The 20,173-nt window shown below is 30.0% G+C and carries 18 protein-coding genes, 1 tRNA gene and 1 other RNA gene; 4 read left to right on the top strand and 16 right to left on the bottom strand.

The genetic code is table 11. The features are described from left to right. Positions 1 to 47 precede the first annotated feature (47 nt). From CA_RS05855 to polA, 8 genes are all read right to left on the bottom strand, one after another. Entirely contained in the window at positions 48 to 392 is a 345-nt protein-coding gene (locus CA_RS05855) for a zinc ribbon domain-containing protein (protein WP_010964418.1), read from the bottom strand. A gap of 118 nt (positions 393 to 510) precedes the next feature. Beyond that, positions 511 to 1,485, bottom strand: coding sequence for a hypothetical protein (locus tag CA_RS05850; RefSeq protein ID WP_010964417.1), 975 nt, complete (start codon positions 1,483 to 1,485; stop codon positions 511 to 513). Next, positions 1,454 to 1,594, bottom strand: a complete 141-nt coding sequence (locus CA_RS05845; protein WP_158306563.1) for a hypothetical protein — start codon at positions 1,592 to 1,594, stop codon at positions 1,454 to 1,456. The genes CA_RS05850 and CA_RS05845 overlap by 32 nt, the downstream gene beginning before the upstream one ends. 162 nt (positions 1,595 to 1,756) lie before the next feature. Next, positions 1,757 to 1,948: non-coding RNA, 6S RNA (ssrS, locus tag CA_RS05840), on the bottom strand. A gap of 8 nt (positions 1,949 to 1,956) precedes the next feature. Continuing rightward, positions 1,957 to 2,040, bottom strand: a tRNA-Leu gene (locus CA_RS05835). A gap of 267 nt (positions 2,041 to 2,307) precedes the next feature. Further along, positions 2,308 to 2,859, bottom strand: coding sequence for a lytic transglycosylase domain-containing protein (locus CA_RS05830; RefSeq protein ID WP_010964415.1), 552 nt, complete (start codon positions 2,857 to 2,859; stop codon positions 2,308 to 2,310). Then, positions 2,860 to 3,465, bottom strand: a complete 606-nt coding sequence (coaE, locus tag CA_RS05825) for a dephospho-CoA kinase (protein WP_010964414.1) — start codon at positions 3,463 to 3,465, stop codon at positions 2,860 to 2,862. 21 nt (positions 3,466 to 3,486) lie between these two features. Then, positions 3,487 to 6,102, bottom strand: a complete 2,616-nt coding sequence (gene polA, locus CA_RS05820; protein WP_010964413.1) for a DNA polymerase I — start codon at positions 6,100 to 6,102, stop codon at positions 3,487 to 3,489. A 381-nt stretch (positions 6,103 to 6,483) separates the two neighbouring features. On the opposite strand from polA, the gene CA_RS05815 reads away from it, so the two are divergent. After that, positions 6,484 to 7,134 (top strand): DUF6483 family protein, encoded by a 651-nt coding sequence (locus tag CA_RS05815; protein ID WP_010964412.1) that lies wholly within the window; start codon positions 6,484 to 6,486, stop codon positions 7,132 to 7,134. 37 nt (positions 7,135 to 7,171) lie between these two features. On the opposite strand, the gene CA_RS05810 is transcribed toward CA_RS05815, so the two are convergent. Then, the gene (locus CA_RS05810) at positions 7,172 to 8,449 is read right to left on the bottom strand and encodes a DUF445 domain-containing protein (protein WP_010964411.1); all 1,278 of its coding nucleotides are present in this window, start codon (positions 8,447 to 8,449) and stop codon (positions 7,172 to 7,174) included. 19 nt (positions 8,450 to 8,468) lie between these two features. Continuing rightward, positions 8,469 to 9,629: a DUF445 domain-containing protein gene (locus CA_RS05805; RefSeq protein WP_010964410.1), complete on the bottom strand. Its 1,161-nt coding sequence runs from the start codon at positions 9,627 to 9,629 to the stop codon at positions 8,469 to 8,471. Between the two features lie 266 nt (positions 9,630 to 9,895). Between CA_RS05805 and CA_RS05800 the strand changes: the two genes are divergently transcribed. The 3 genes from CA_RS05800 (at position 9,896) to CA_RS05790 (ending at position 12,241) form a co-directional block, all read left to right on the top strand. Then, positions 9,896 to 10,774 carry a cation diffusion facilitator family transporter gene (locus CA_RS05800; RefSeq protein WP_010964409.1) on the top strand — a complete coding sequence of 293 codons (879 nt, stop codon included), beginning with the start codon at positions 9,896 to 9,898 and terminating at the stop codon, positions 10,772 to 10,774. A 75-nt stretch (positions 10,775 to 10,849) separates the two neighbouring features. Then, entirely contained in the window at positions 10,850 to 11,341 is a 492-nt protein-coding gene (locus tag CA_RS05795) for a DUF4883 family protein (protein WP_010964408.1), read from the top strand. A gap of 75 nt (positions 11,342 to 11,416) precedes the next feature. After that, positions 11,417 to 12,241 carry a PHP domain-containing protein gene (locus tag CA_RS05790; protein WP_010964407.1) on the top strand — a complete coding sequence of 275 codons (825 nt, stop codon included), beginning with the start codon at positions 11,417 to 11,419 and terminating at the stop codon, positions 12,239 to 12,241. Between the two features lie 49 nt (positions 12,242 to 12,290). Here CA_RS05790 and CA_RS05785 read toward each other — a convergent pair whose 3' ends face one another. The 6 genes from CA_RS05785 to yicI form a co-directional block, all read right to left on the bottom strand. Further along, a complete protein-coding gene (locus CA_RS05785; protein WP_010964406.1) occupies positions 12,291 to 13,688 on the bottom strand; it encodes an aminopeptidase in 1,398 nt (465 codons plus the stop codon). Between the two features lie 30 nt (positions 13,689 to 13,718). Further along, a complete protein-coding gene (locus CA_RS05780) occupies positions 13,719 to 14,267 on the bottom strand; it encodes a 5-formyltetrahydrofolate cyclo-ligase (RefSeq protein ID WP_010964405.1) in 549 nt (182 codons plus the stop codon). Continuing rightward, the gene (hprK, locus tag CA_RS05775; protein WP_010964404.1) at positions 14,260 to 15,174 is read right to left on the bottom strand and encodes an HPr(Ser) kinase/phosphatase; all 915 of its coding nucleotides are present in this window, start codon (positions 15,172 to 15,174) and stop codon (positions 14,260 to 14,262) included. The genes CA_RS05780 and hprK overlap by 8 nt, the downstream gene beginning before the upstream one ends. Before the next feature lie 38 nt (positions 15,175 to 15,212). Next, positions 15,213 to 16,187, bottom strand: a complete 975-nt coding sequence (gene glpX / locus CA_RS05770; RefSeq protein ID WP_010964403.1) for a class II fructose-bisphosphatase — start codon at positions 16,185 to 16,187, stop codon at positions 15,213 to 15,215. Positions 16,188 to 16,816: 629 nt separating this feature from the next. Next, entirely contained in the window at positions 16,817 to 17,695 is an 879-nt protein-coding gene (locus CA_RS05760) for an ROK family protein (RefSeq protein WP_010964401.1), read from the bottom strand. A 168-nt stretch (positions 17,696 to 17,863) separates the two neighbouring features. Beyond that, positions 17,864 to 20,173, bottom strand: a complete 2,310-nt coding sequence (gene yicI / locus CA_RS05755) for an alpha-xylosidase (protein ID WP_010964400.1) — start codon at positions 20,171 to 20,173, stop codon at positions 17,864 to 17,866.

The raw sequence follows: 20,173 nt of genomic DNA, 5'->3' as shown, positions 1-20,173 counted from the left end.
TTTACTTCTCCCCTATCGATTATTTTTTTAATTTTCTTCGACCTAAATTAGAGAATCAAATCTTTTTTATTCCAAAAGCTTCTAGTACAATCAGAATATAAAATTTCAATATTATCTTTGTCCACTTCTATTTTTACAATATTTTCTTTAATAAATCTTTCTAAATCTTCGTATAAAATCTGTTTTTTATGCGACTTATTTAAATGTTTACTCATATGTAATTTTACTAAACTAATAAGATCTTTCTCATGTACAACATTCCTTGGACAAAATTTTGATCCATAATTCTTATAACCACTACATATATAAATATAAATTCCATTATCGTTTTTAAAATTAAAAAACTTACCACAATTCATACATACTATTTTTTTAGAGAATAAATGTTTCATACGATTTTCACTTCCATGATGTTATTTATTATAGATTCCTAAGATATTTTACCATAAATATATAATTAATTTCAAAATATAAAAAGGCTCTTGATAATAATCTAAGAGTCTTTTATGTTTAATTGTTCATTACTTTACTGTCTATTGGTATAACCTTATTTTCTTTACTGAATTCCTGATTGTTATATAACTCCAATATATATTCATTACATAACTCCATTTTTATTCTTAGTAAAAATGGATCAATTACAAAGTGCTTAATTTTATTTTTTAATTCTTTATCGTCCTTACTAATTATTTTTTCTCCATATGTAGATATATTTAATACAGAAGATATATATTTAATATTGTTTTTTCTCAATGACATGTCTAAGCATATTATTGAACCTTCATTTTGACTAGCTTGATCCTTAACGTTTGGTAAATATTGATTTTTTTCTATAGCTTGTCTTTTATCGTGAAAAAATAAAGAATCATATTGTCCATTTATAACTTGATTTGCTGTTGATCTTACATCACTAACAATATTATTAATTTCACAACTATTCGTATTCCTATAATATTTACATTCCCATTTATTCCAAAAGTCAAATTTTTGGAATATACTTATCTCTATATTATCCCTTCCTATACCTGTTACATAGTTTAAACAAATCTCTAATTCTTTTAATAGTTCTTTTATTTGTATTTCTGGTTTCATTGTATCACGAATAATATTGGGTAATTTTTCTTTTTGTGAACTTTTTTCTATATATTCGATTAAGTTATGAAACTTATTATTGCATACAGAAGTTGTGCTAGAAGCAACATTCTGAAGTATATTTTGGGTTTCACTTTTTTTGCTATTCATATGACAATCGCAATAGCTTTTAATAACGCCATACGCAAAAGTAAAAAATATAAATATACTAAACAATATACCACCCAAAAAAGTTAAATCATCTTGTTTATTTACTAATCCTATATTTTTACCAATTACTTTAATAGCCAAAAAAAATATGGAAGGAATAACTGTTAAGCTGCAATTCAGCCAAAAATTTTTTAATATCTTATTATATATTTTATTTATCATCATACCCATAGAACCAAGCAAATTCTATCCTATTAACTCCTTCTGGAATTTGATCAGGATGTAATATATAATATATCTTTTTTAAAATAATGGATATTTTTTTCTCACTACAAAGTTTTACATTTAGCAATATTAATACCCCCTTAATTATTGTTTACTAATTATATATTAGTATAAATTATACTTATTGTCAAATTAAGCCATTATGTTAGTATGATTTCCTTTTATGTGATTATATTCATTAAGTATAATAAAAAAAGAGAGGTCTTTAAAACCTCTCTCTACATTCAAATGTAAATCCAAAATACCGTTACCCCAATTTTGACACCTATCTCTACGATAGGTGGGTGTCCTCACAGATGCATCTATCTCATTCAATACCGTAAAAGGATTCACATGAAGCACATATACTCATCTAAATATTGAACTCCCTTGTTTGAACTGTAGGTTCAAAATAAGAGCTTCACAAATACTTCAGAAAATCATTTATTTTGGTGCGAGAGACGGGACTTGAACCCGTACGTCAATGACACACGCCCCTCAAACGTGCCTGTCTGCCGATTCCAGCACTCTCGCAAAACAATATTTATTTTATATTATAATCTGCATTTTGTCAAGATTATATATTTTACAAAACTCATTTAATATGCTAATCACCGAGTAGTCGCCCTCACAAACGTGCGCGTCTGCCAATTCCGCCACCCTCGCATATTAGTCCCAAAACAGCTGACAAAGAATATTATACTACATAATTTATTTTTGTCAACAACATTAATAAATTTTATATATAAATAAAAAATAGACACATGTATCCTAGAATTCTCTAGTTACATGTGTCTATTTTTAATCATTATCATATAATCTTTTATACACTTTATAATCCATCATTACTTTTTTAACATACTTACTTGTCTCACCATAAGGTATATAGTGAAGTGTCTTTCCGTCCTTAGAGTTTGTCTTATTATTCAGCCACTTTTTCACATTGCCTCTTCCCCCATTATATGCAGCAAGAATTAATGTTTGATCTCCACCAAATTCACTCGACAAATCCTTTAGATACCAACAACCTATCTTTATATTAATTTCAGGATCAGAAAGGTCGTCCACCTTGAAATTTTGCAATCCCATTTTTTCTGCTGCCCATTCTGCCGTTTCTGGTGTTATCTGCATAAGACCGTATGCATCCTTATTAGATCTTGCTGAAGCATTAAAATTACTCTCTACTCTTATTACTGCCATTACAAAATAAGGATCAATATCGTTTTCCTTAGAATACTTCTCTATATAACTTACATATCTTACTGGATAAAAGTGCTTTAATATGTTTCTTGTATTTAACGCTAAGAATAAAGCGATTACTATTATAAAAAATATAAAGATTTTAGCTTTCATTTATTTTCCCTTCATTATACTTACAGACTGCATTATTCTGTCGATTTGTTTAATTGTATTTTCAAATTCGCCACTATTATCAATAATAAAATCAACATATTTCTTCTTTTCTTCTAAAGACATTTGAGAGTTAATTCTCATGATTACCTCATCTTCTGACATGCCATCTCTTTTCTGAACTCTCTTTATCTGAGTAGCTTTATCAACCCATACAAGTATATTTATATCCATGTCCTTATAAATGTCATTTTCAATTAACGTTGGTGCATCTAATACACATACATTTTCATTAAGACTTTCATAAAGTTTCATGGTTCTAACTATGTCTTTTTTTATATATGGCATTATTATGTTCTCATATTCTTTTCTATGAGGCTCACTGTTAAAAATAAAGTTTCCAAATTCTCTTCTTGTAAATTCCCCATTTTCATCAAAGAAATTGTCACCAAACTTATTTCTAACAGCTGTTAATATTTCAGGATGCTCTTTTAGCACCTCTTTAGATACCTCATCTGCATCAACCACAAGAATTTGTCTTTCTTTAAAAATTCTCGAAATTGTGCTTTTACCGCTGCCTATTCCTCCTGTCAATCCAATCTTTAACATTTATCCCCACCACCAAACAGATTATTTTGCTTCATACCAGGTATTTCCTGATTCTATATCTACTTCCAAAGGAACTTTAAGTTCCATAACCTCTTCCATTTCAAGTTTTACTAATTCCTTTACTTTTTCGAGTTCATCCTTATGTACATTCAAAATTAGTTCATCATGCACTTGAAGTATAAGCCTACTTTTAAGCTTTAGTTGCTTTATTTTACTATACACATTAACCATTGAAAGTTTTATAAGATCTGCTGCACTTCCCTGTATAGGTGTATTCATAGCAAGTCTCTCTCCAAAGCCTTTAACAATTTTATTTGATGAGGCTATTTCTGGAATAATTCTTCTTCTGTTCATTATAGTGTTTACATACATATTCTTTTTAGCTGTAACCACTATATCCTCCAAGTATTTTTTTACATTTGGATATCTTTCAAAATAAGTATCAATGTATTCTTTAGCTTCCTTCTTGGATACCTTTATATCCTGAGCTAGACTGAAATCACTTATTCCATAGACAATTCCAAAGTTTACAGCCTTTGCATTACTTCTCATTCTAGACGTAACCTCTTCAATAGGTACTCTAAAAACCTCCGAAGCTGTCTTTGTATGGATATCACTGTGATGTTTAAATGCATTAATTAAATTTTCATCATCAGCAATATGAGCTAAAACTCTTAATTCTATTTGGGAATAGTCTGCTGAAAGTATTATACAATTATCATTTTCAGGCACAAAAACTTTCCTTATTTCTCTTCCCATCTCATTTTTAATAGGTATGTTTTGAAGATTTGGTTCTGTACTTGAAAGCCTACCTGTTGTAGTTACAGTTTGATTAAAACTTGAATGTATCTTTTCATCAACATCTATAACAGGTTTAAGTCCTTCAACATATGTTGAATAGAGTTTTGTAAGCTGTCTATAGTATACAACCTTTTCAATTATAGGATGCTTATCCATCAGCTTTTCCAAAACCTCAGCATTAGTGGAGTAACCCGTTTTGGTTTTCTTTATAACTGGTAAATCCAATTTTTCAAATAATATTTTTCCAAGTTGCTTTGGAGAACTTATATTAAACTCCTCACCTGCCATGTTATATATTTCATCTTTAACCTTTGCTATTTCAACTGTAAATTTATCGCCAATTTGTTGAAGTTTATTTTTTTCAACCTTAAATCCTTCACTCTCCATAGAGGATAAAACTTCTATGAGTGGAAGCTCTACTTTATAGTATAACTCATCCATATCATATTCTTTTATTTTGTCTTTAAGTTTATTGTAAATTTTATCCATAACGTAAACTTCTTTTATTTTAATATCATTGTCTTCTCCCGTCAAATCCAATAAGAGCATCTCTTCCGCCGCGTCTTTTAAATTGTACTCTTTTTTAGATGGATTTATAAGGTATTCTGCTATTGCCGTATCAAATGCCAGATTCTCTATTTTTATGCCATTCTTCATAAGCACTGTATACATATTTTTAGAATCATGTATTATCTTAGCTATTTTCTTATTCTCAAAGAACTCTTTTAAATCTTTGAGAACATCTTCTCTATTTTGCTCAATTATTTTCTTTAAATCTACTATATATGTCTTTTCTTCTACTTTCATAAAAATTGTATCAATATAAATCTTAGAATACAGCTCTCCATTTCCTATAGAATATGACATATAAATTTCAGTATCTTTAATAGCTGAAAATAATTCATGAAATTTTGGAAATTCGTCTATTAAATTATACTCTACAACAAAATCACTTTTTTCCGCTTCAACATTAAGACTTGGAATTTTTTCTATTATACTCTTAAATTGAAGTCTTCTTAAAAGATGTCTAGCACCCTCAACATCAAAACTTTCTTTAGATCTTATTTCCTCAATATCTATTTCAATAGGAACATTAGTCATTATGGTTGCAAGCTTTTTACTAAAAACTGCTTGCTCTGCATAATTCTCTAAGTTCTCTTTTATTTTTTTGCCTTTTATATTTTGTATATTGTCGAGAACATTCTCTACACTGCCGTATTCTTGTATGAGCTTAAAGGCTGTCTTAGGGCCTATTCCTGGTACTCCCGGTATGTTGTCAGAATTATCTCCCATAAGTCCTTTTACATCTATAAACTGAACTGGAGTAACACCAAACTCTTCAATCATTCTATTTTTATCGTATATTTCTTTTTCGGTCATTCCTTTTTTATTTATAACAACCTTAACATTATCATCTGCAAGCTGAAGGGCATCTTTATCCCCTGTAACTATGTATACTTCTATTCCCTTTTCTTTAGCAAAACATGCTAATGTTCCTATGAGGTCATCGGCCTCAAAACCATCTATTTCAAATATGTTTATAGCTAACTTTTCAAGTAATTCTTTTAATACAGGAAACTGCTCACTAAGTTCAGGAGGCATTTTTTTTCTTCCTGCCTTGTAATCCTCGTATTCCTTATGTCTAAAGGTAGGTGCTTTCCTATCAAAGGTTGTAACTATGTAATCAGGCTTTATTTCATCTCGCATTTTTATAAGCATAGTCATAAAGCCATATATTCCATTTGTATGGAGTCCTTCAGCATTTGTAAGTTCAGGCAAAGCATAAAAAGCCCTATTCATAAGACTATTACCATCTAACACAAGCAGTCTTTCCATTTTATCACTCCTAAATTAAGTTTCAATGTTTCTTCAAATTAAGTCACACTCTTTTGTGAAACCTTACAAAACTACAAGTTATATAAGAATTAAAATCACTTGGTGATTGTGTTTTTAATTCTTAACCTTAGTCTATCCTTGGGATTTCACTCTTTTGTGAAACCTTACAAAACTACAAGTTATATAAGAATTAAAATCACTTGGTGATTGTGTTTTTAATTCTTATATAACTTAAGTTTTGTTAAGGTTTCACTATATTATACCACAACTTATAGGTATTTTATAATCAATGCGGTTGCAATATATACAATTAAATTTTACAATATATTATGACATTGTTTGTAACTTTATATGTCTAAATTTTTTAATGGGGTGTTTTAATTGATCAAGAAAAATTTAAGTAAACTCATAAGTGAGGAATTTACAACCTCCATAGATGAAATACATAGATTAAAAGACTTAGGAGAAAATGCTCTTCCTGAAATAGATGCTTCTTTAAAAAAATTCTCAGGTATGAGTTCTAGTTTTATAAATACATTATCACTTTCAGACCTTTTAAATCTTTTAAAAACTAATGGCATCCAAGATGCAAATAAACTTGTAATTGTATCCTCTCTTCTTTTTGAAGAAGGAAAGATTTATGAAGATAACAATAACCTATCTGAAGCTTTTTTTAGATATGAAAGAGCGTTTTATTTAATCTTTGAAGTTTTCGATAAAAATCTTGAATGTGATATAGAAAATTATAAGTCTTTGTCAGATATTGAAGCTGAAAATTTACTTCAATACGAATTAGATGAAGATTTTCTTGAAAAAGTTTTTGAGTATTTTAAGATTACAGAAAACTATGCTAAAGCAGACGATTGCATTTATGAACTTATGAATTCTAGCAGTGATAAGGATGGTTTCAAAAGAAAAGCCGCTGCTTTTTACTCTGAACTTCTTAATAAGTCTGACGAAGAGTTAAAAAAAGGGAATCTTAATAGATCTGAAATTAAAGACTACCTAAATGAACTTTCTGATTATATATAATTATATTAAATCGGCAAGAAATCTTGCCGATTCAATTTTAAAATATGTTTCTAATTTGCGGTGCTAAAAAAGGATTATATATAAATTTCATAATTACGAAAAGAAGCATGCCAACAAATCCACCTACAACAGAACCATTTATTCTTATCCACTGTAAGTCACTTCCAACCTTATCGTCTATAAATTCATTCAACTTCTTGTCGTCGAACTCATTAAGAGTATCTCTTATGAACTTTCCTATTATATAATGCTTTTCCTCAAGTATATCTACAGCAGCCTTCTCTACCCTTTCACAAAGCTTACTTAACTTTTCATTATCGCTAACTACTTCCTCAAACACATCTGAGAAAAGCTTAAACAAAACCTTTGATACAAAATATCCTTCCGTTTCATAATCCTTAAAAACTATTTTAGATTTTGTAAACATCTTATCTACAAACTTTTCTATGTTTTCATCTTTAAAAATATAGTTTTTAAATTTCTCCAATTTATTATCCTGAGAATCTAAGTTATCTAAATATAACTTAATTTCAGTATTTATTTTGTTCCTATAATAATCTTTAGGATTTTTTAATTTTCTAACCCCTTTTAGAAGTTCATCATGGAATATTCTGCTGGCCTCCCTTAGATTAACACTATCGGATGCTTCAAAAATTGATATTCCTATTCTCGCAATAAATCCTCTAGTATTTTCTTCTTTAAGTTTAGCCATTACCTCATATATGTACTCTTGAACCTCATGCTTTTTTACTGAATTTATAAGAAAATCAAAAATATCATCTAAAATTTTTTCCCCATCTTTATTATATATACACGAAAGTACACACTTTATTCTCTTTTCATCATAAAATTCTTGTAAATATTTAGTTTTTAGTTTTTTCACCTTTTCCTTTACTTTATCTCTATCAAGTTTTTCAGCATATTCATTTAATAATTTTATAGTTTTTATATTTATACTATCTTTGTTATTAATAATATTTTCAGAAATTTTATTGGCAATATTATTTTTCTCCATCTTGCTCTTTATAGCTTCTTTACTTAATAATTCATTTTCCACAAAAACAGCAGTAGCTTCTATTATTTTCTTTCTATTTCTAGGAATCAATGCTGTATGAAAAGATATTCCAAGTGGTTTTCTATAAATTGCTGTTATTGCAAACCAATCAGCAATTCCTCCTACAAGTGCTGCTTTAATTACTGTGAAAATAAAATCTGTATATGCATTATTCACAATATAATATTTTAATATAAAGGAAAATATAAAAAACGCTGATACAATGCCAAGAATTACGTTGGCTTTATTTTTATAATTCATATTTCTTACCGTCCTATTTTCAAACTAATATTTTTGTAATTAAAAATACTAACATACCTACTATTCCTCCAACAACAGAACCATTTATTCTTATGAGTTGAAGTTCATCTCCAGCCTTATCATATGCTAAGTTTATTATTTCTTCATCATTATATTTATTTAAGCTTTCTTTTACTAATTCCCCTATTTCCTTATGCTTAGAATCTAAAATTCTTTCAATAATATGAACTATGTATTTGTTTATTTGTTCTTTTCCTAAACTATTTACAACTCTAATAAGTAATTTCGAAAACATATTTTCACTTTCTTTATAATCAATCATTTCACAGTTTTCAGAACAATTTTTACATCTAATACTACATTCCTTTACTGAACTCAATATTGAAGATATTTTTTCTTCATCTCCATCTTCGTAAACATCCAATATAAGATCTTTTATTTTACTCCTGTACTTATCTTTGTTCATCTTTATATCATTTAATCTTTGTATAGTTCTATCTATAATAATGTATGGAGCCAACTTAATATCTCCCTTTAAAACAGTACTCACTATAATTTTTGTTGCAAATCTTCTTCCCGCGCTGTCCTTTTCATACCTATTTATAGTTCTATCAACTATTTCAGAAATAAATTTTGCACTGTCTTCTCTTTTCAAAATTCCTACAACTTTATCAATAATAGCATTTATTCCCACATCATAGATACTGCTTTCTAAAACTTTTGATAAAGCCTTATCTACATATACTTTGTTTTCATATACTCTTTTCTTTAATATCCTTTGAAGTGCATCCTCTGAAAATAACGTCTCCAAGGTTCCATCATTGATAAGCTTCATATTTAATATAAAAGAAAAAAAATCATAATTTTTAATTTTGTTATTAATCTTTTCCCTACTTAAAAGATCATTTTGAACCATATCAACTATAGTAAAAATAAACTTTTCTTTATTTTCTCTAAGTATGTCCGTTCTAAATATTCTTTTAGGCCAGTTTATATTAAAAGGCTTCTTAAAAATAGCAGTAACTCCAAACCAATCTGCTATGCCACCCACAAGTGCAGCTTCACATATACTTTCCATTAACCCTCCGTAAAAGTTACTTCTAAACGCACTACTTATAAAATATCCACCTGCAAAAATAGCCAATAGCATAGTTGCCTTATACTTATTATTTTTGTTCATTTTATTACCCCAAGTTCTTAATAATTTTTTCTCACGAAACGTATCCAGAATTAATACTATATATAGAGTTCCTTATGCACCCTTAGCTTATACCAATCTTAAATGTATAAGTTTATTAAGGCTGTCTTTAATATGCTCTAGTAAAACTCTTAAATTATGAATTATTATACATCAATAAGCTAATACTCTATATGTATATTATATATTAAAACTAGATTTTTTAAAAATTCTTTGCACAAGCACAAACATGAATTGGAGAGATTAAAATGAAAAAAATAAATTCAGCAGTTCTGTCTATAGCATCAAATAGCATGCTAATAATTTTCAAACTTACTGCTGGTATAACAATGAATTCAATTAGTGTACTATCAGAGGGGGTTCACTCTTCTATTGATCTTATAGCTAGTTTAATAGCATTTTTTTCTATAAAGAAATCCTCCTTAAAAGAAGATGACGACCATCCATTTGGCCATGGCAAATATGAAAACGTATCTGGTTTTGTTGAAGCAATACTCATAATGTTTGCCGCAATAATGATAATTTACGAAGCCTTTAATAAATTAGTATCTAATTCACATGTGAAAAATATAGATTCAGGTATATATATAATGCTTATCTCTTCTGCTGTTAACTTATTTATTTCTATAATACTTTTAAAATCCTCTAAGGATACAAATTCTATTGCCCTTGAAGCCGATGGTATGCACCTCTTTACAGATTTTTTTACTTCCTTAGGTGTTTTTTTAGGACTCGTATTATTAAAATTAACTAATATAAAAATTATTGACTCAATAACAGCTTTTTTAGTAGCAATACTCATAATAAAAACCGCAGTTGACTTAATAAAAAAATCTTTAAGAGACTTAGTAGATAGCAGTTTGGATAAAGATGATATAAATAAGATAGTTAAAATAGTAAAAAAATATCCCAACATCAAGGAATATCACAAACTTAGAACAAGAAGATGCGGAAATACAAGAGAAATAGACATTCACATACAAATAGTTGGCACAGATTCTCTAAAAGAAACACATGATATATGTTCCTCAATTGAAGATGAAATAAGAAGAGTTTTTCCTGATTCTTGTACTGTAATACATGCAGAACCATACATTGAAAAGTTCCACAAGAAAAGTCTTACTTAACTTTGTAATAAAATAAAAATTCTCTTCATATTTTAGATTATATAGGGTTTCTAACTTGTTTTGGGAACCCTATAAATGAATTTAAGTAAGCTGGTGATTATCATTAAAGCAAAAAAAATTACTTTCCTAATTCTATTAGTGATTTTTTGTACATCTTTTTCAGGCTGCAATGAACTTATAGATAAGAAGAAACCTTTTAACTTTTATTATACTAATCTGCTTGCAAAAAGTTTTGTAAAAGAGAAGGCTTTAAAATTTTCTTTGATAGATACCTCATATTATAAAAATCACAATTTAACTGCCACTGAAATAGATACAATAAGGGACTTTTTAGTTCATTTGAAGAAACATAATTACATAAACAAGCCTTCAAAACTTCCCGCTAAACCTATGTATAGACTTTTTTTAACCTTCTCAAATTCAAAGTTTGTTATTGATGTATATGACGAGAACTATGCTGCTGTATATCCTTGGGACGGCTACTATCCTAAGGACTTCCTTAATATAAAGGATATACCACCTTCTTGTAATCCATATAATTTTTGCACTTACATCATACCAAGGTAACTTTAAAAATCGACAAATGAATTAATTTTTGGTATATTATTTTTATAAACAATGCAGTTTAAAGGAGGGGATTTTGTGTATCTTAAAGGTGACTTTCACATTCACACAAATGCATCAGACGGAAAATATACTCCAGAAAAAGTATTAGAACTAGCAAAAACTGCTGGTATAAATATACTTGCTATAACTGACCATGACACTACGTCTTCCGTTAAAAAAGCAATAGCTGTAGGAAATGAACTGGGTATTAAAGTGCTTCCAGGTATTGAGCTTTCAACTCTCAAAAATGGAGAAAGCATCCATATCCTTGGATACTTCAGAGATATTTCCTACGAAAATAAGGATTTTCAAAATTTCTTGACAGAAATGCAGAATTATAGAGTATGGAGAGCCAAAAAAATAGTTGAAAACTTAGATACTTACTTTAATATAAAATTAGATTATGCGAGCATTCTAAAAGAAGCAAGCAATGTTATTGCAAGACCACATATCGCACGTGCAATTCTTGCAAAGGGCTATAATTATACTTACGAATATATATTTAACAATATACTGAACAAAGAAAGTCCTGCATACATTCCTAATAAAAAAGTAAGTGTGGAAGAAGGAATTAAACTTTTAAAGGCTGCAAATGCAGTGGTTGTTTTAGCTCATCCCGTTCTAATTAAGAAAACTCCAATAGAAGATTTTTTAAAACTTGATTTTGATGGTATTGAAGCTATTTATCCAATGAATTCCGAATCTGATACTGAAAGATTTTTGAGTTTAGCAAAAATTTATAATAAGCTTGTTACCGCAGGTTCTGACTTTCATACGGATGATTCAAGCGACACGAAGCATGGAAGAATTGGAGAAATATATTTAGATGAGAATAACATAGATATCCTGCTTTCAAAATAAAACTATTTATCAATTTTATTATAAAAAAAGAACCCCACAAGGGTTCTTTTTAATTATTTAAGAAAGCTGAATAGCCATTTTTAGTTTCATATATATCTGCTTTACTTGAAATTTCCCATGGAGCGTGCATATTTAATAAAGCAACACCACAATCTATAACCTGCATACCGTATTCTGCAAGTATATATGCGATTGTTCCTCCACCACCTTGATCTACTTTTCCAAGTTCAGCTGTTTGCCAATTTACACTTTCTTTACTTAATATTCTTCTAAGCTCTGCTATATATTCAGGGTTTGCATCATTGCATCCTGACTTACCTCTTGAACCAGTGTATTTATTAAATACTATACCTTTTCCTAAATAAGCAGAATTTCTTTTTTCCATAACATTAGGATAATTTGGATCAAAAGCTGCACTTACATCTGAAGAAAGCATTTCTGAATTGTAAAGTGCTTTTCTAAGCTTTAGCTCATCGTAATCTCCACATAGACTCATAATATCTGCTACTGTATTTTCAAAGAATTTTGACTGCATACCAGTTGCACCTATGCTTCCAACTTCTTCTTTATCTACAAGTATTGTAATGCAAGTTTTCTTCGCATTTTTCATTTCAAGCATAGCTTCAAAGGATGTATACGCACATATTCTATCATCCTGTCCGTATCCCATTACCATACTTCTATCGAATCCATAATCTCTAGCTTTTCCTGCTGGAACTATTTCAAGCTCTGCAGACACAAAATCCTCTTCTGAAATATCATACTTTTCATTGAGTATTTTCATTATATTATGCTTTACCTTCTGCTTTTCTTCTCCATCTTTAAGCGGAATACTGCCTATTAATATATTTAAGTCCTCTCCTTCAATAACCTTACTTGCCTTTTTCTCAAGCTGCTCACTTGCAAGATGAACTAATATATCTGAAACACCAAAAACGGGATCATTATCATCTTCACCTACACATACATTTACTATAGTTCCATCTTTTTTAACAATAACTCCATGTATAGCTAGAGGCAGTGTAACCCATTGATATTTCTTTATGCCACCATAGTAATGAGTTTCAAGCATAGCTAGATCAGTGTCTTCATAAAGCGGATTTTGCTTTAAATCTAGTCTAGGAGAATCTATATGTGCACCTAATATTTTAAACCCGGTATAAAGTGGTTCTTTTCCTATAAGGAACATTATTAATCCTTTTCCTCTATTATTAGCATAAACCTTATCGCCTTCCTTAAGCGTTTCACCCTTTGCTAATATGTCTTCTATGTTTCTATATCCACTTTTTTCTGCTGTTTTTATAAGTTCTGTTACACATTCTCTTTCTGTCTTGCAATTAGAAATAAAATTTTTAAATCTATCTCCTAATGCAAAAACTTCCTTTAATTGTTTATCGTCGTACTTATCCCATGCATTCTTATATTCTTTTAATAAATCATTTGGCATAAATTTAACCTCCTCAAATAATGAAATTCTTTAGCCTACAATAATTTTATCAACTGGAACATCGTTAATATTCATAATAACTTTATCTATTACCTGAAAGTCATAGCATATTCCAACTTTTACTGCTGACTTATCTAAAAGACTCATATATCTATCGTAAAATCCACCACCGTAACCTATCCTGCCTCCACTTTCATCAAATGCAAGTCCGGGCACTAACAGTAGTTCTATGCTCTCTGGCTCTATGTAATTTGAACTTTTAGGCTCTAAAATTCCATAAGCACTCTTTTCTAAATCAAAAAAACCTCTAATTTCTGCTGCCTCCATTCCCTTTTCCTTGGAAATAACCTTCGGCACAAAAACTTTTTTTCCATCTGCAATTGCTGTTCTTATTATATTATGAGTATCAACTTCACTTTTGTAACTAACGAACACAAATATATTATTAGCACTTTTATATTGTATGCTATTTATGACTTTATTATAAATCATATTATCCTTTATTGATTTTAAATCTGGCTCTAAAGAATCCCTTTTTAAAACCATATTTTTCCTAAGTTCTTTTTTACTATTAATCATAATTTGTAGACTCTTCAATTCTCTTATTAATAGTATCTACAGGAGATATTTTACTGCTTAAATTATATCTATAATTAGCAGCTGCTGCCTCTATTATAACAGCAACATTCCTCCCTGGACGTATAGGCAGCGTCATTTTTCTCACAGGAATATTTAAAATTTTTATGTGTTCATCATCTGTACCAAGTCTATCGTAGTCTCTTCCCTCTTTCCATTGTTCAAGGTATATTACAAGATTTATATTCTTTTCTGACAAAACAGAACTAAGACCATAAAGTGCTGGAACATCTATTATTCCCATTCCTCTAACCTCAAGCATACCAGAAGTTATGTATGGTGATTTTCCAACAAGAACTGATTCAATTTCTTTTATATCTACAGCATCATCTGCAACCAATCTATGCCCTCTTTTTATGAGCTCAAGTGCAGTTTCACTTTTTCCGATTCCACTTTCTCCAGTGATTAGTATACCTAATCCATAGATATCAACTAACACTCCATGAATTCTTGTTTCAGGAGCCAGCTTGTCATCAAGATAGTTCATTATTTTATTTATAAATCTAGTAGTTTGAGCCTTTGACCTTAAAAGCCACCTATTGTACTCTTTGGAACAATCAAGAAGTTCCTTTTGTGGTTTCAATCCTCTTGCAAGAACAATACATGGTGTTTCAAATTGAAAATATTTTCTAATTCTTTTTTCTCTTATTTCTGGAGGCATTGCATTTAGAAAACTCCACTCAGCCTTTCCTATAACCTGCACTCTTTCATTGCCAAAATAATCATAGAATCCGGCAAACTGTAGTCCTGGTCTGTTTATATCACTTAACCCCAGTTTTATTCCATCTTTCCCCTTAACCAAGACCTCTAAATCGAGATTTTCTATTATATCTTCAATACTTACCTGCATTTACTATCCCCCTTCGCCGTAAATCGAACATTTTAATTTTATTCTACCACTAATTTACTTTTATTCAAGTCATGAATAGCTTCAACAAATCTTATTGTACCAGTTTTAGATCTCATTAATATGGAATGGGTTTTTGCACGTTCATTTTTAGAAAATACTATGCCCTTAAGAAGATCACATTCTGTTATTGCTGTAGCTGCAAAAAACACATTATCACTTTTAACTAAATCATCTATCATGAAAATTTTATTTACATCATCTATTCCCATTTTGTGACATCTATCTATTTCTTCCTGAGTATGAGGTATAAGCTGAGCCTGCATTTCTCCGCCCATGCACTTGATAGCTGCTGCGGCTATAACTCCTTCTGGAGCTCCTCCAATTCCCATAAGTATGTCTATTCCAGTATCTTCAAAACCACAAGCAAGTGCAGCTGCAACATCGCCCTCACCAAATAGCTTAACTCTTGCTCCAACTTCTATAGCTGCTTTTACTATGTAGTCATGTCTTTCTCTTTCTTGAACTATAACTGTTAATTCAGATATGTCCTTGTTTAATGCCTTTGCTACATTTAAAATATTCTCTTCAGGAGATTTATTTATATCTATAGCACCTTTTGCTCCAGGTCCCACAACAATTTTCTTCATATACATATCTGGGGCATGAAGTAAACTTCCTTTTGGTCCCATTGCTATTACTGCTATTGCATTAGGTAGTCCCTTAGAAATTAAAATCGTTCCATCTAAAGGATCTACTGCTATATCCATTTCAGGCATATAGTCTTTTCCCATACCAAGCTTTTGACCTATATAAAGCATAGGAGCTTCATCAAGTTCTCCCTCTCCTATTACAACCTGGCCTCTTACTGGCATAAAACTAAATGCCTTCTCCATTCCATCTACTGCTGCTTGATCAGCTCCAATTTTATCTCCTCTTCCCATATACTTTGAAGATTGTAGTGCTGCTGCTTCTGTTACTCTTACTAAACTCATGGATATATCATTATCAAACATGAATTTCCCTCCTTGATTATATTAAACATTTGTTTATAAACACATTGCAACCATAAAAATTTATATATGCGCTATAGTGTCCTAAAGTTTTATTTTTAAGCATACATAAAGTTAAACCTTACTATAAATAACTTATAGCAAATATGTAAAATTCAAGTATGAAATTTCACCTGTTATAGCAAAACTTTTACTTAAAACCCAAAAGTATTATATCATATTAATGGCATAAAACAACCTATAGTGCTACTTAAATACATAATATTTAATAATATATTATTACTAATTTTTCTAAACCATACTACTATATTATCAAATCTAAATAAAATACTCAATTTATTAAAAAGTATATGTATCATAGATAAATAACCCTTTATATCTCGTACTAACTCTTTGTTTCTCATATTGTATCCAATTTGTAAAAACAAAAACTACTATATTAAAATAATATTATTCTTAGACGGTTAGATAGAATTTTATTCAAGCCATCCTTCTAAGAGAATATACTATCATTAATATAGTAGTCATAGCTTTTATTATATAATTTTAAATTAATCCTTTATTCCTACAATTGTAAATGCTTTTTACCATTATTTTTAGAATATTCATGATAACCCTCATCTTTTTTTAGGTTATGATAAAAACTTATAGACAGAACCTATAATGCCAGCATCATTTCTGTGTTTACATGCGCTTACTTCTACCTTTAAATCTTCCCAATACTTGTTTTTCTCTAAGTGATTTAATATATTTTCAACAAAGTCCTTCCTTTCACTTATTCCTCCTCCAATTAGTATTTTCTCCGGATTTAAAATAACTGCAAGATTAAATACAGCACGTGATAACCTTTCAAACCAAGCATCAATTATCTTACTAAGTTCTTTATCCTCTCTTGCCGCCTCAAAAACTTCTCTCCCATCTACTGAAGCCTCTTTATCTATGTTCTTATATTTTTTATATTCCTCTAAAAGACCTCTTGTTGAACAATTTTCACTTATTGTCTTAACCCCATCTGTATCTTCTGTTATTGTCATAAATCCTATTTCTCCACCTCTAAAGTTATGGCCATACAATAATTTTCCATCTGTAATTATAGCACCCCCAATACCAGTTCCAACGGTCATCAGAACATAATCATTACAATTCACTGCATTTCCGCTGTACCTTTCTGCTAAGGCAGCACAATTTGCATCGTTATCTATTTCTATTGGAAGTTCTATATTATCATGAAGAATCTCTTTCAAATTTTGGTTATGCATAACTTCAATAGCACCCGCTTTTTCTGTATGCCCTGTGCAAGGATTTACAAAACCAGGCATACTTATTCCTATTCCTGAAATATCATACTTTAATTTATAGATTTTAATGACTTTTAAAATATCTTCTATGAATTTATTTCTACATTTATAGTTTGTATCATAGGCACCTTTTACCTTTATTTCTCCATTATCATATATAACAGCATGCTTAACCCTTGTTCCACCAATATCAAATCCTATATACTTCTTCACCTCTTAAACCCCCTCTGTAAAATACTTTCTAATATTTCCATGACTTAATCTAATATAGAAAAATATTAGGTTTCTTCGTCTTTCTTATTTAATGTCCAATCAAATATTAATGCAACCCTCCATACTCATATATTCTAGTAATAGATACCTAGAGTATTTTTAACTAGATTAAAGTTTAATTGTAAGCTTATCACAGCTTAACTCTATTTTCACCCCGTCTGCTTCAGACTGCCATTTGCCAGAGGATACTCTTGAGACCTTTTTAATATTTCTTAAAAGTATACTGTATTCTCCCTTAATTCCATTAGTTGCAATTTTTATTTCATCATCTTTTTTTACTGCTGTTATTAAAACTTTTTTAACACCCAAACTATTATAAATACAGCTTTTAGCTATTTTTTCTTCCTGTAACTCAAATATATTAAATGAAGGATTTTTAGTGTAGTCATATTCAGCTTTAGAATCTATATACCCAAAGGTTATTATAGAATTTTCCCTGGCTAAAAGAGGCAAATTCATATAATCATATTCTTCTTCATACCACCTTTCACCATCTAAAACTTTATTAGTTAAGATATTTGTCCATCTACCTTTTGGAATATAATATCTAACTCTACCACTTTCCTTAAATATAGGTGCTACAAGCAAACTGTCTCCAAGCATATATTGCCTATCCAAATATGAACAAGCTTCATCCTCCATAAACTCTAACACCATAGCTCTAACCATAGACACACCTGTTTCAGAAGTTTCACATGCATTTTTATATAAATAAGGCATTAAACTGCACTTTAGTTTTGTAAACTTTCTTGTAACCTCCACAGCTTCTTCATCATATATCCAAGGAACCTTGTATTCACCACTTCCATGATATCTGCTATGAGTGGAAAGTAGTCCGAACTGTGTCCATCTCTTATATAAATCTGCTGTAGTTCCATTTTCAAACCCTCCAATATCGTGACTCCAGAAACCAAAGCCACTTAGAGTAAAGGAAAGTCCTCCTCTTAGAGATTCTGCCATGGAAGTATAGCTTGAAGTACAATCACCACCCCAATGAACTGGAAACTTTTGTCCTCCTACAGTGGCTGATCTTGCAAATAAAACTGCTTCTTTTTCACCCTTTTTTCTTTTTAACAAATCGAAAACAGTTTTATTGTATAGATAAGTATAATAATTGTGCATTTTTTTTGCATTCGAGCCATCATAATAAACTACATCCGTTGGTATTCTTTCTCCAAAATCTGTTTTAAAAGCATCTACTCCCATATCTACTAATTCTTCTAGTTTATTTTGAAACCATACAGTTGCCTTAGGGTTAGTAAAATCTACAACTCCCATTCCTGCTTGCCACATATCCCACTGCCATACCTCTCCATTAGCTCTTTTAAGAAGATATCCATTTTCAACTGCTTCATTAAATAAAGGAGATTTCTGAGCTATATATGGATTTATCCAAACACAAGTCTTTATTCCTTTACTCTTTATTGTTTTAAGCATTTTTTCAGGATTTTTAAACATCCTGTCATCCCATTTAAAGTTGCACCACTCAAATTCCTTCATCCAAAAACAGTCAAAATGAAATACATCAAGAGGGATATCTCTTTCCTTCATTCCATCAATAAAACTATTTACAGTTTCTTCATCGTAATTTGTAAGAAAAGAAGTTGATAGCCATAGTCCAAAGCTCCAAGCCGGTGGAAGGGCTGGCTTACCCGTTAAGGTTGTATAGTTCTCTATTACTTTTTTCAAGCTAGGTCCATTTATTATAAAATACTCTAAATACTCTCCTTCAACAGAAAATTGCACCCTTGATACTTTTTCTGATGCAACTTCAAAAGAAACCTTTTCTGGATGATTTACAAATACTCCATAACCTTTATTACTAACATAAAAAGGTATGTTCTTATAAGATTGTTCACTTCCGGTTCCCCCATCTGCATTCCATATGTCAACTGATTGACCATTTTTCACAAATGGAGTAAATCTTTCTCCTAATCCATATATGAGTTCTCCAACATCTATACTAAGTTCTTCCTTTACATAACTTTCCTCTTCACCCTTTGTTACATATCCAATTCCTCCTGGCAGACTAGCTGTTATAAGCTTTTCTTTATTATAAAAACCTATCCTCCAATTTTCTTTATCTACCTTAGCGCATAAATTTCCCGATTTTATCTTCACTTGTAAAGAGCTCTCTTCACAAACTAAGTCCAATTTTTTATCTTCTATTTCAAAATAAGGTCCAACCTTTAAGTATCCAGCATGATGATATATGCGAACCTTTAAAACATCCTCTAAAGGAGAGGTTATTTCTATTGTTATCATTCCTCCATCTAAAGTTTTCCCTCTATTTTCAATAGTAGTACATGGTGCGTAAATAGTAGCTTTTTTGTCTTCTATCTTAATCTCATAAGCCACCTTTGGATTTATTATTTTATATCCTTCTTTAATAAGCCAATAGCCGTTAGTAAACTTCAT

Origin of the sequence: Clostridium acetobutylicum ATCC 824 (assembly GCF_000008765.1) — a bacterium.
Lineage (GTDB): Bacteria > Bacillota > Clostridia > Clostridiales > Clostridiaceae > Clostridium_S > Clostridium_S acetobutylicum.
Note: the sequence above shows the minus strand (reverse complement) of the source record. Positions and strands in the feature narration are given on the sequence as shown.